We start from the raw sequence: 13,012 nt of genomic DNA on the forward strand, positions 1-13,012 counted from the left end.
TGCTAATCGTTAATTTCAGTTATTAGAATTCCATTCCATTAAGTGGTAAACACCATTTGTTTCACTTATTTTTTTAAAGCCTAACCGTTTATATAAATTCATTGCAGGATTAAAAGCTTCAACATGTATCGAGACTTTTAAATTATTGCTGCCTGCTTTTTTAAGAATTTCATTTAAAATAGAGCTGCCAATATTTTTATTTCTCCATTCAGGCAATATTGCAATATCTATAACCTTAACAGATTCATTTTCAGAAACGAAATCAATATACAATCTTCCAACTGGGACTTTTTCATTTTCAATTATATAAAATTTTGCGTCTAAAAAATTCTTCTGATAATATTCATGCTGGACAGAAAATTGCTGATCAATAAAAAGCTTTTTTTGTTCATCATTCCAATTTGTTCCTTTATCCAGTTCTTCTTGACGGGTACTTCCATACATTTCCCGAAGAAGAGTTTTATCACTTTCCAGAATATCTCGAAAACTAATATTTTTTATTTCTAAATTCAAATCCAGTTAAATTAGCCTCTTGATGGGAAAATCCCCTGAAGAGCAATACAAAAATTCATTGTCAAATAAGGCATCATATTATTGTGTGGCAATCCAGAGCCAGCAATAGATACAGAATTTAAACTCATATTAGCATTTGTTCCTGACTGGCCGTAAATTCGTACAGGATTTCCGCGGCCTAAACTATTATTAGTTGGAGATGTGGATTGCGAGTTTAAAGTTGCTGCCATTAATGAATGGCTATGAGCTGGAATTTCAGATTCAAGCAGACTAACATTTTCACTTCCGCCTGTTTCTCCTAAATCATGTAAAGATAATCCGGGACCTTGTCCAGGATGCATAGGAACACTCCCTTGCAAATTCGGGAGAGCAAAAGTGTTTTTCCCATCCCCCCCATACGTGGTTCCCAATAAAGAAAAAAGTGCTGTATTTTGAGATATAGGCAATAATTGCCCGTTGCACATGGCCCAGCCTACTGGTGCAAAATTGAACGGAAAAAGGCGTATCTCGGCAACAAATTGATCCATAGATGTATTGTTTTATTTTTATTAAAAAAGTATTGAAAACTTTAAATTTCTATGTTTGGGAAGGAAATACTCCAAACAATGAAATAATAAAATTGACACACAAATAAGGTTGAAAATTGGTGTGAGGCTGGCTTCCCCCTGCACTTGTAATCGCGGATGGATTTAAAGCTGCTGTTGGTGCAGCACTAGAAAACATTTTACTTCCCGGAGGATTTGTACTAAATAGTGCATTGGACGGACTTGCAGTATCTGCCAAATCTGTAGTTGCTATTAAACTATGACTATGAGCAGGAATTTGATTAGTGGTTAACGTAATATCTTCTGCTCCGCCTGTCTCTGCCAATATATAATTTGAACCGCTAGAGGATGTACCGAAATGGATAGGAACCCTTCCGCGCAAATCTGGTAAAGCAAAAGTGCTTTCTCCATCGCCTCCATAAGTAGTGCCAATTAATTGAAATAATGTTTCATTCTCAGAAATAGGAAGAATCTGCCCTTCACAGAACATCCATCCTGCAGGAGCAAAGTTTCCTCCAAACATTCTAACTTCACCAACGTAAGGTTGTGACATATCTTTACTTTTTACAATTAATAATTAATTTGGAGAAGGAAAAATACCTTGTAAAGCAATACAAAAATTCAAGGTAAGGAATGGCTGCATGTTTAAATGAGGCTGACTTCCGCCAACACTGCTAAGAGAACCGGAGTTCATCGAAGTAAAGTTTTGGCTCTGGCCGCTATAAACTAAATTGGGGGCAGTATTAGCCAATAAATTTGACGAACTGGGTATATTGGTGCTTACCGAATCTGTTTTCGCCTGCAATACATGGGTGTGTTGAGGCAGTTCTGATACACTTAAGGTATGTGCTTCCTCTCCACCTTGCTCTCCTATTGTATGTCCATTTCCAAAATGAATAGGAGTTCTTCCTTTTAAATTTGGTAAAGCAAATGTCGTTTGGCCATTGCCTCCGTACATTGTTCCTAATAGTGAAAATAAAGCTTGATTTTGGTTTATAGGCAAAAACTGCCCATTACATAAAGCCCAGCCTTTTGGAGCAAAGTTAAAAGACACAATACGTATTTCTCCTAAATAAGGTGTTGCCATAATTTTGACTATTTATAGGTTATTCAAAGTAATTATATTAGACAAAAAAAGAATCAGCGGCAAGACTATGCTTTGAAATTATTTCCTTCTGGTATACAATAGAATTGCCTTCATTTATGATAATTTTTGTTACGGTTTGTTCCATGGCTAAATTAGTTTGAAGAGAAACACTGCCTTTTCTCGTATCATATCCATAAGGATTTTGTTTTTGCGTAGGCGCAGGAAATAAATAATGGGATAAATTCACCTCATTACGATAGATATTTAAGTCACGCATAGCTACGGTAATAGCTTCCAAATCAAATCCCGATAAAGCCCTTAGAGATTTCCAGCTGCCATTTGAATCTTTTCCAAAACATAATAAAACATTATCTACTTTTCCAGTAGTCTCAGTTTGAAGATGCATGGGAAACATTTTTAATAAGCCGTCTGAAGAACTTAAACAATAATTTCCTGAAGCGGCATATCCCGTTTTTTCCCAACTTAAAATAGATTTTTTGTAACAATCTGCTAGAGGCTGATCTAAAAGGAAAGCATCAAAAAAGGTTACTTTTGAAAATTTGGCTAGAATATTTCCTTCATCATTTTCTGAAATCGAAAAATTTTCCAAAGTGCTCTGAGCTACTAGAGAGCCACAAAAAAGAGTTGTTGCACTAACAAATCCAACATTTTTTATAAAATTTCTTCGTGTTAAATTTATCATAATTCCTTGTTTTCCTGTTAAATTCACAGTAAAAGTAACAAAAGGAAATATTAAATTATAATTTTTTATTAAATAACACAATAAAAACCGCACAAGCACGTAACTCTATTCTTTTTTAAAGAAAACACTTATAAGAACGGATATGCAAAGATAAACTGGAGGTATTAGAAAGAAAGTCCTGCTTTGCATCATAATATATTTTTTAAATTCTGCATTTAACTTTTAATTGTAATTTTAACGCAATGATCCAGCTCAACTTAGGGAGTTGGCCTCTTAGCTTTCCATAAATTTAATATAATGATAAACTCCCGATATTTACTGGAGGCAATATATTCGGAGACCTCTTTCACCTTCCATTATTTCAAAAACACTTTTCAAATACACACACTACCTTACCGGTTTGCCCATCGCCGTCCAAAACAAAAAAAACAGCTTTAAAAAAAAGAAAAATATCCATTAATCGAAACATGGCTAACTGACTAAAAAAAGTAGAGGCAATACCTTTTTGCGACTTAAATTTAAGATTGTAGCCTGCAGAAATCAATCGTCATAAATTTTGACATGAAATGGGACTGCCTTCCTACTTCATAAAATTTGCATCAATGTTAATGAGATTTTTAAAAGCTTAGTTAAATGAATTAAGAAACCAGTATTTTTAATATATTTTTAATGTATTTATAATACAAAAAAAGAATAACTCTACTTTCTATTAATTCGTAAAAATTTGAATTTGGTGCAGAATCAGTGCACAGAGGTTCAAAACAGGAATAAATGTGGCATATACAGCGGTTTCTAGCTTAAGATCCGAATTCTGCTCTCCTCATACCTGGTAAATGCCTAACATAATTAGATTAAAGGCATTTAAAAACCAATATCCTGAACAAATTTTGATTGGATTGATCTCCAGATTATTATATATTTTTACTAAAAACTAATTCGTTTTCTTCTGACACTACTATATTTTATTGCCGAGAATTTTATAGAACACTATTATGCTATAATAAATTAAAGCTGCATATGTTTTTAACAATTTTTAACGTTTAACTCCCACAGGACATACAAACCGTTCCTTAAATAAAAAACCAAAATATTTACATTAAAAATTCACTTAAAAATAAGCCAATTTCTTTAAATCATTCATAAAATGATTTATAAATTGTTCAGCAGAGTCACTTAAAGGAGACAACTAGCAAAATAGACTGCACCCAAAAGTTTAGACAAATTTAAAATTAGCCTTCGACAACTTAACAGGATTCTAACACCAAAAACAGAAAAGATATAAAGTTTTAAATTCCCTAAACTATTTTTAGCTGTTGTTCAAAGACTTATAATGCGATCTCATTTAGAAAATAGTTTATCTCATCAATACTTGAGTTTTTACCTATACGGAATGGTTTATGCAGCAAGTTCTTTTATTAGGAGCAGAAGTCATTCAGGGAGATGTTAATTCAGACTTAATTTCAGTCGAAAAAAAACTCAAAAAACAATATCAGTGTGATTATATAATAAACTGTACTGGTTTAGGTTCAATAAAATTAGCGAATAAAATTATGCATCCTTTAAGAGGGGCCTTAGTACGAATCAAAAATTATGGAGCAAAATTTGCTATTTTTAGACAAGGCCTATTGTATTTCATTTGATCAAAAAGCTTAAGAGCGAAGGAAATGTTCGTTTAAAGCTTGGGAGAAGAACTCGTCAATAATTCGCAACTACGGCCATGGGGGTTCCGGTGTTGCTTTTTCATGGGGTTGCGCCCAGGAGATTTACCAATCGAATCCGTTTTGAAAAAAATACGGCTCAATTAGAAACTTACACTAAAAAAACATCTCAGCCAAAGTTATTATCATCCTGTTAATATAAAAAATACCTAAAAATATGAAGGCCTAAATTAAATCACATATAAAAACAAGTGACTACTATTTTCTTTCAAAAATTATTCTTATCTTAAGCTAATTTAAATTGAGTTTTAAATTTCACGAAAAGTAAAATCTATAATCCCTAACTTTTTTATAAACACCAAAAAAAATGAAAAATGAAAGCAAAAAAAATTATATCCGCAATACTGATAGTACTATTTTTAAATTCTTGTAAAGAAAGCCCAAAACAGAAGGAAACAGAGGCTGTCGAGACAAAAAAAACAGAACAAACAAACGATGAAATTGTAACAAATTATGCAGTCTCCAAAAATGGTAAAAAATTAGAGATGTCATTCAACAATACAAAGAACATGGTTTTTTTAAACTTTAACGGTGATGATATTAAACTAACCGGGCAAAAACCTGCGTCAGGGATTTGGTATAAGAATGACCGCTACGAATTAAGAGGCAAAGGAAATATTGTTGAACTAAAAAAAGATGGAAGGCTAATTTTTACAAACAATGGCAAAATTGTAATCACTACAATAAAAAACGATAAAAATCAGACCCTTGAAATGATCTTTGACAATACGGCAAATACAGCTACCATGTATTTAAATGGAACTGAAATTAATTTAAATGGCCAAGAAACAGCATCAGGAATATTTTATAAAAATGAGCATTATCAATTAAGAGGGAAAGGGGAAAATATAGAACTTAATAAGGATGGAAAAGTAATCTTTAAAAAATAAAGAAATTCCAGATACAAATTAATCGTTGTACTTAATAACAACGATTAATTTGTGTATTTATATTGTCCCTTATATAAAACTAAATAACAGTAATAATAAACTAGGAATAAATCAATTTTTAGCTTTAGTCGAGCAACATTAAATAAGTTAACTTAAATATTTATTTGTACGATAAATAAAATAAATTTAAAGTTTGTAGTTTGATAACTTAAAACAGGATTCTAACAACAGGGATAGGACAAAAACTGGCTCTTTAACATTCTAAATTGTTTCAATTTGTTTTTAATGCCAAATAACAACGGGGCCGATTTTACAATTAAGAATTGTCTTTTTAACTTTTTAGCCCCGATAGCAGTGCAAATCCTTTTGCGCCGGGGTTCGGTGCAAAATATTGGAACGCATAGCGGGAAGAGCTCCTAAAAATCATTAATATAAAATCCCAGATAGCAATTCACAAAGCCAAAGAAAGACAGCTCTGCCTTAAGCATAAAAATCTTTTCAAATCCTCCATGATATTTGTAGAATCGTATATTAGTTTACTGCCATAAAGCAATTTAGTTTTTATAATTTTTTACATCAATCCCCAACAGGACATCCAAAACAAATTTACATAGCCAATAAAAGACGGCCTCTACTTCCAATAAGCCAATCTGCTCAAATCCTCCATAAAATGTTTTGTAATCTGTCCTTTATGGGGCACAAAGCCAAATGGCGCTAATTGGAGACAATTGGCGCCATTTTTTATTTTACTATTTAATCTCGTCGATAAGGATATGCCGTTTATAGTTAAAACTATTTTGGAGATGCCTGCAGAACTTTTTACTGCAGCTAGCAGCCTTCTCCATAATTGCAAAGTACTCATCTCAGATTATTCTTAATTTTTCTTCCCCATATATCCAACCTAATTTGAGAAGCATTATCAGATTTTGCAGATATCGTTCAAATATTTCAAAAGAGATTTACCCTTATGTTTGCGAAATGCCCTAAAACAGCTTGTTCGGCAGCCAAATCCGCATACAAGCGACATTTTTTCAACAGATAAATCCTTTAATATGGGTTCCCTTATATTTTCTATCAAGTATTGAATTCTTTTTAAATTTATATAATCATTAAAATTTAACCCAAACCCATTGTTAATCAGATAAGAAATCTTATGAACTGTAATTCCTGTTTCAGCTGATAGCTGAGCCAAAGATAAATCTTTACTTAAAAAAAGTTTTTTAGAATTTATATGAAATTCTATTCTAAATAAGCATTGTTCTTTTTCTTCATCTGTTAATTTATGAAACATACTATCCTTGTGTTTTTTTGAAATTATTTCAATTAAAAATAAAACATATTTTTTTTTATATTGGCAGATACCATCTAAAAACTAATCTAAGTCCCAAATTATTGGTAATTTTTTATCCGCCTCCGCCGCTTGGTGGAAGCTTAAGTTCGAAACTGTCTTGATAATCAAATTTAATGATCAATCCACGGGAATTTCATGTGCAGTCCAATTCAGTTTATTTTTTCACATTCGAAGAACATTTCACTTGAAAATCATATATTTAACTAATCATCATTCATCAAAAAAAAATTCCAGCTCCTGAGCCCCTATAGCAGAGGAAATCCTTCTGCGCCGTGTTTCGGCGCAGAAGATTGGAACACATAGCGGGAAAAAGCTCCAAAAAAAGCATTATTATATGCAATTGGCGCACAGCTGGTCACAAAAGACTGCTTCCCCAGTCCGGCAGCTCTCGAATAAAGCGAAAATGGGATAAGCTCCAAAAAAAATCTTAAACCTCAAACATCCTGCCCTACACTGCAATAATACGCTAATTCTCCAGTTTAAAATGCGCAGGCAAAAACAGCACAGAGGGCATCTATTGCTGATTTGGAGGCATGGATTAAGGAAATAAATAAAAATGAAGAAGTTTCAGATTAAAAAACAGCAGAACGGCCAATGGCTGGTATCCCACAACGAGTTCCCGAAGTTCACCTACCTGTTTGAAGACAAAAAATTCAATTACCGGAGAACCGTCACAGGGCTTTCCGACCCCTCAGGGGATCCGGAGCAGATCCGGCTGCTGCAGGGGATGGAAAAATGGCTCACCGACCACCACAAGGATAAGATAAACGGATAAGGCCCGACAGTCAAGCCAATATTTCCAACAGCAATAAAAAAACACTTTTAGCTGCAGCCGTGCAATTATTTGACATCAACTTAAAAAATAAAATAAAACATGCATTTCCGCCTCCTTATTTTTGGTTCCAATTTTACCACCAATTGCAAAGGCTCCAAGTTTGGAGCCTTTGCAATTAAGCATTTAAAATAAATATTTATTTTATTAGATACATCTGCCAGAATAAAATCTCCATCCTTTTATTTCGGAGATTCAAAAATTTTACCTTTTAGCATTATATCATCCTTTAGAATTTTTAATACCAAATTCTTAAAACCATCATCATATTTAATGTTTACGCAACTTCTTAATATCTGATCTTTTCCTTTTATTTTTTCATTGATATAGAAACCTATAAAAGAGTCAAGTGTTTCAAAACTATTGGGAGACAGCCCCAATTTTTTATTGTAAAAGAGAATACTTTTATCTTCGTTCTTTATTCCATTAATCCAGTCTGTCTTCGTAATGCATTTGCAGACTGCATAATCATCAAACCATGCCTTTGCATTTTGCTTTTGAGAAGCTGTCTGGGAAAAAACTTTAACGAAATTAAAAACAATATTTTTTTCATTTTTTAAGGTTTATTTGATTTAACGTAATATAGTGTTGCCTGATAAAACTGAGGCGAATCAGCATAGGAATGCCCTCCTAGAACGGCACTTCCATTCCATTTTTTTTAGTCAAGGACAAATCGAGATTTTTAGTGAAATATTCAACGTTTGTATCCGCTGTTTTAGACTTGTTAACCGGAACTATACCCAAGGCATCAACCCATTTTTCTAACAATAACGAAAACTCTCCTTTGGTTTTTGCTTTTTCAATTTTAGGCAATGCTTCAAAAAGCTGTTGATCCCAATCTATTTTTCCACTGGCAACAGTTGGATGGTAATATTTCAGATAGCCCCAAAATTTGCATGTAGTGGCTAATTTTTCTGCTTGGCTTATTGGGACTTGTCCCAATACAATTGGTGAAATGATTAAAAAAAGAAATAATATGTTTTTTTTCATTTTAAGTTAGTATTGGTATTTAAAATAATATATTAGGCTCAGGTATAAAGTATTAAAAACTCAATTTTATATTAAATACAAGTAATATTGTTTTAAAAACTTAATAAGCATTAATCTTCTAAAACTATTAAACTCTGTCTTATCTATAAGATTTTGAGAAATCAAGTATTAGTGATTTATTTTCCCGAGTTAATAAATTCTATAGCGCGGTCTAAAACCTCATCTTTCCCCTGCTGAATTCCTTTAATAGTAGGTTTTATTTCGATATCTGGAATAATTCCGATTCTTTGTGTTTCGCTTTTATCCGGATAATAGACTCCCACCCCCGAAAATTGTGTATGAAATGCTCTTATAAAATCAATGCCGTTTACATTCCCATCTGCACCAGCAGTTTGACTTCCAATAATAGTTGTATTATCAGCAGTTTTAAAACACATTGCAGTCCATTCTGCCTGGCTCATAGAGTCCTCACTAAGCAAGACAATAACTTTACCTTTATAATTATTATTATTTTCTGAACCACACTTCTGTGCATTAGTCCATTTATATCTTCCCGGATAACTTAAATCAGGCGTTGTATAGATCGCAAATTCCTTTTCTTTCGAGTTTAAAAATTTTGCTATCTCTTCAAAAGTTCCGTTTGGATAATTTCTCATGTCAAAAACGATTGCTTTTGTAGAATTAAGTTTCTCAATCATTGCAGGGATATTTTGAACTTTCAAAGTGCCCATATTTACATAACCAATGTTATTTTCTAAAATTTTAAATTTTTCCTTTTTGTTTTTTCTTACATACTCATTTTTGTGAGAAATGTAATATTCGTACCAATTTATTGTTTTTGTTGTATAACTGCCATCTTTTAAAAACTCCAGTGTTACATTTTCTGAATAACCAGATAATGCTGATTTTACAACATTATTTAAATAAGCGGCTTCATTCGATCCATTGATTAACGCTCTTTTTTCGGATATAATTTCTTTTATAGTCTTGCTATTTATTTTAGTAATAATATCTCCTACTTTTATTCCATTATCTTTTGCAAGACTGTCTGCTAAAATTTCGGTAACAATTATCTTTTCGTCAATTATTTTGCATTTTGCGGGAAAGAAATTCAGGCTGTTTTTTCTAGGATACATAACAAATACAGCATGAGAATCATTAAGTTTAACTGATAATTTTTGCAAAGCAATATAAAAATCATCTTCGCTTTTAGCTTCAATAAAGAGGGGCAGCATTTGGGTGAGGCTTATGTCCCATTTCTGATCCATTAAATATTTATATGGAAAAAAATACTCTATTAAATTCCAATACATAAATAGTGCTAAAATTCTTGGATTTTTATCGTTAAAATTTAAATCTTTATAATTTTCATTTTTTACAAAAATATTTTCAGCATCAAATGGCGCCACATAATATTGTTCTCCCTGATACCTATTATCTTCAATGAATTTCAGCTTTGCAGAAAGATTTTTCGAGAGCAGTTTATTTTTGCTGATCCAGCTTAAATCGAAATTTTTATCAAAATAAACGGTTTGTTTTGGTTTCAGGACAGGATCATTTTGTTTTATCGTTCCTAAAGCATCAATCCAATTTTCAAGAATTGAAGAAAACTCCTCTTTTGTTTGTGCTTCCTCTAGTTTTGGTAATACATTAAAAAGCTGTTTATCCCAATCTGTTTTCCCACTAGCCACCTCTGGATGATAATATTTTAGGTACCCCCAAATCTTACAAGTGATAGCAAGTTTTTGTATTTCAGTAGGTTTTGATTGTCCCAGTACTGTTTGGATCACTAGTAAGAGAAAGATCAATATATATTTTTTCATTATGATGTATATTTTATAAAAGGATAACTTGAATATAAAAGCAAGATTTTTTTATAAAAAAAAAATCAAAAAATATTATTATTTAGGAAAATCGCAGGTTGTCATTTCTGTTTTTTATAACAATTGCTAGACAGATATATTTAGCTGATCATAAATTAAGAGGTTATGCAAGACAATAATTCTTTTGATTTTTCTTGAATACAAAATTTAGTGAATTAAAGAAAAGTTCAAATTGTACTTGGAGAGTATCTGTAGTGAAAAGGTATATCGCAAAATTTATTGTAGATGTAAAATAATTTAAAAAGTCAAAATGACCATAAGCAGGGTCGCAGTAATTTATATTTTTGTTCATTACAATAAATTAATATATTTTTAATTTTATGAAATAATTTAAATTAGTTTGTTTTAGTTGCTAAGTTTAAATTAATTAGTCGAAAAATTAGTAAGTATTTTTTTTGTAAAAATGATTAAAAAAATAGTTTACACAATATATAAATCAGTTAAATAAATGTTAAATATACAGGAAAAGTAATATGAACTTTGAGTATCTCCATACTATTTTATGAGCAAAATACTGTTATAAAACTATTTTAAATTATTATGAAAACACCTATAAAAAGTCAGGGAGTCTATTTTTTAGCTAATAACAAAGTGCTCGAAATGGCTACTGCTTTTTTAAATAGTTTTCGAACCCATAATAGAGAAATTCCACTTTGCCTCATACCTTATAATAATGAATTTGATCAGGTAGAAGCGATGAAAAATATTTACAATTTAATGTATTTCCTAATGAAGAGTTGTTAAAAAACTGTGATGATATCAGCTTAAAATTCCATGGAAATGTTGTTGGAGCTTATAGAAAACTGGTTGCATGGGAAGGTGAATTTGAGCAATTCATATATATCGATATATACACCGTAATTCTCGATAGTCTTTCTTTTGTCTGGCAAAATTTATCACACTGTAGAATTTTTACCTCACATTCCAATCTTCCGGAAATCAGACAATGGGTCTGGAAAGATTCAATTTACGCTAAAAATAAATTGAATAAAACACAAATTGAATATGCGACAAATACAGGTTTTATCGCAAGTTCAAAAAACATTTTACCGATGAGCTGGATAATGGAAAAAGTAGAGGAAGCCTTAACTCTCAAAGACGATATGGAATTATTATGTATGGAGCAGCCTTTTCTGAATTATTTGATTGTGACTTCGGGGTATAATTACGGAAGTTTATTTGTTTTTTTTATGTGGGGCGGTACAATTACCAAAGATATAAAGTTGGAATGCTGGGCTGGTCTGCCTGGAGGAATCGTAAAGGGAGGAAAGTTCACAGATCCGTACAAACGACCGATATTTCTTATGCACTGGGCTGGTGTGTTGAGAGAAAATAATGGGATTTAACCAAAATACCTTATGCAGAACTTTGGAATTATTATCGAAATCTTGATCCCTTAAATTTACCTGATCCCTCGAAGAAAGTACAAAAAAGGGTTTTGGAAAAACTTTGGAAGCCCTGCACAAAATCTTAAATTATAAATTAGAAAAAAAAGTCTAAGTTAAAAACATTATTTTCTTTTAGATGACTCTTAATAAAAAGTATAATTAATTTGTATAAGAAAAGATTAAAAAATAAGGCAATAAATTATCAATCAATTGTCATAATTATAGATTATTTTGGGGAGTGGCCTGATTTTTCTCTTTTTTTAGAGTCATGTAAAGTGCCCTACGAGGCGGAGGGCTGCGCCTTTTCTTTAAGCATAGAGGAAGATGGAAGCGTGGAGCTGTATTTTTCACAAGGGCAGAACGGCGGGCGCATGGCCGACAGATTCTACACGGAAACCCTCAAAAGGAATGATCAGGTTGCACTGAAAGCCTCAAAAATGTTCCGCCTTGCCATCAATAAAATCGCCTATATGAAATGCTTCCCGGACTGCGTGACGGACGGCGTTCCCCATGATCTGCTGGAGAAAACCCAGCACAATAAGGCGGAGAACTTTACCGTCGGCCTATCCGATAAAATCCGTGATACCGAGAAATCAACGCTCTCCAAAATGCCTCATTTCAGAAAAGGCCATTTCCGCGTGCTGCATTCAGATTATTTTGCCAACAAAAAAGGACAGATTGTTTTTGTTGCCGAAACGATGGTAAAAGGAAAAGCCAAGACCGTATCCACATCCCCTGATAAGGAAGATTTGGCAAAAGGCGGATCCGCTTTTTAAAAAATATGCAGAAAAATCCTAGCCCCGATAGCAGTAAAAATCCTTCTGCGCCGGGGTTCGGCACAAAAGATTGAAGCGGATAGCGAGATAAAGCTCCTAAAAAAATTATACAATCAAACCGGGATTCGGCTCAAAAGATTGCTTCGCCAGTTCTCTACCGCTCATGTGTAGCGCATAGCGCGAACAACTCCAATGAAAGGGATTACCTTAGTGACACAAAACCTAAATCACATAAAGTTATCCATAGAGCCAAAGAAAGACAACCTTTCCTTAACTTAAAACATTCTTTTAAAATCCTCCATAATATTTGTAGAATTGTATGTTAGTTTACTGGTA

14 protein-coding genes are annotated in these 13,012 nt (G+C 32.5%); 5 read left to right on the forward strand and 9 right to left on the reverse strand.

The window, feature by feature from the left end:
* Positions 1-15: 15 nt before the first annotated feature.
* From RB618_RS17555 to RB618_RS17575, 5 genes are read right to left on the reverse strand one after another with little or no spacing between them, the layout of a single operon-like run.
* Entirely contained in the window at positions 16-513 is a 498-nt protein-coding gene (locus RB618_RS17555; protein WP_308069939.1) for a GNAT family N-acetyltransferase, read from the reverse strand.
* A gap of 11 nt (positions 514-524) precedes the next feature.
* Positions 525-1,040 carry a tail fiber protein gene (locus RB618_RS17560; protein ID WP_308069940.1) on the reverse strand — a complete coding sequence of 172 codons (516 nt, stop codon included), beginning with the start codon at positions 1,038-1,040 and terminating at the stop codon, positions 525-527.
* A 49-nt stretch (positions 1,041-1,089) separates the two neighbouring features.
* Positions 1,090-1,611: a tail fiber protein gene (locus tag RB618_RS17565; protein ID WP_308069941.1), complete on the reverse strand. Its 522-nt coding sequence runs from the start codon at positions 1,609-1,611 to the stop codon at positions 1,090-1,092.
* Positions 1,612-1,635: 24 nt separating this feature from the next.
* Complete coding sequence (locus RB618_RS17570) at positions 1,636-2,145, reverse strand: tail fiber protein (RefSeq protein WP_308069942.1); 510 nt, start codon at positions 2,143-2,145, stop codon at positions 1,636-1,638.
* A gap of 37 nt (positions 2,146-2,182) precedes the next feature.
* Positions 2,183-2,848, reverse strand: a complete 666-nt coding sequence (locus RB618_RS17575; RefSeq protein WP_308069943.1) for a hypothetical protein — start codon at positions 2,846-2,848, stop codon at positions 2,183-2,185.
* Between the two features lie 1,397 nt (positions 2,849-4,245).
* Here RB618_RS17575 and RB618_RS17580 point away from each other — a divergent pair.
* Both RB618_RS17580 and RB618_RS17585 read left to right on the forward strand, forming a co-directional pair.
* Positions 4,246-4,488 carry a hypothetical protein gene (locus tag RB618_RS17580; RefSeq protein WP_308069944.1) on the forward strand — a complete coding sequence of 81 codons (243 nt, stop codon included), beginning with the start codon at positions 4,246-4,248 and terminating at the stop codon, positions 4,486-4,488.
* Positions 4,489-4,880: 392 nt separating this feature from the next.
* A complete protein-coding gene (locus RB618_RS17585) occupies positions 4,881-5,456 on the forward strand; it encodes an MliC family protein (protein WP_308069945.1) in 576 nt (191 codons plus the stop codon).
* Between the two features lie 631 nt (positions 5,457-6,087).
* Here RB618_RS17585 and RB618_RS17590 read toward each other — a convergent pair.
* Positions 6,088-6,318 carry a hypothetical protein gene (locus RB618_RS17590; RefSeq protein ID WP_308069946.1) on the reverse strand — a complete coding sequence of 77 codons (231 nt, stop codon included), beginning with the start codon at positions 6,316-6,318 and terminating at the stop codon, positions 6,088-6,090.
* 57 nt (positions 6,319-6,375) lie between these two features.
* On the reverse strand, positions 6,376-6,747 hold the full coding sequence (locus RB618_RS17595; RefSeq protein WP_308069947.1) for a helix-turn-helix domain-containing protein: 372 nt from the start codon (positions 6,745-6,747) through the stop codon (positions 6,376-6,378).
* Positions 6,748-7,363: 616 nt separating this feature from the next.
* Between RB618_RS17595 and RB618_RS17600 the strand changes: the two genes are divergently transcribed.
* Entirely contained in the window at positions 7,364-7,582 is a 219-nt protein-coding gene (locus RB618_RS17600; RefSeq protein WP_308069948.1) for a hypothetical protein, read from the forward strand.
* 687 nt (positions 7,583-8,269) lie between these two features.
* On the opposite strand, the gene RB618_RS17605 is transcribed toward RB618_RS17600, so the two are convergent.
* The gene (locus RB618_RS17605; RefSeq protein ID WP_308069949.1) at positions 8,270-8,629 is read right to left on the reverse strand and encodes a hypothetical protein; all 360 of its coding nucleotides are present in this window, start codon (positions 8,627-8,629) and stop codon (positions 8,270-8,272) included.
* 176 nt (positions 8,630-8,805) lie between these two features.
* Entirely contained in the window at positions 8,806-10,452 is a 1,647-nt protein-coding gene (locus RB618_RS17610) for a S41 family peptidase (RefSeq protein ID WP_308069950.1), read from the reverse strand.
* Positions 10,453-11,249: 797 nt separating this feature from the next.
* On the opposite strand from RB618_RS17610, the gene RB618_RS17615 reads away from it, so the two are divergent.
* Positions 11,250-11,858, forward strand: coding sequence for a hypothetical protein (locus tag RB618_RS17615; RefSeq protein ID WP_308069951.1), 609 nt, complete (start codon positions 11,250-11,252; stop codon positions 11,856-11,858).
* Between the two features lie 206 nt (positions 11,859-12,064).
* Positions 12,065-12,676, forward strand: a complete 612-nt coding sequence (locus tag RB618_RS17620) for a hypothetical protein (RefSeq protein ID WP_308069952.1) — start codon at positions 12,065-12,067, stop codon at positions 12,674-12,676.
* Positions 12,677-13,012: the final 336 nt, after the last annotated feature.

The sequence above is a fragment of the Flavobacterium sp. LHD-85 genome, assembly GCF_030929595.1.
Lineage (GTDB): Bacteria > Bacteroidota > Bacteroidia > Flavobacteriales > Flavobacteriaceae > Flavobacterium.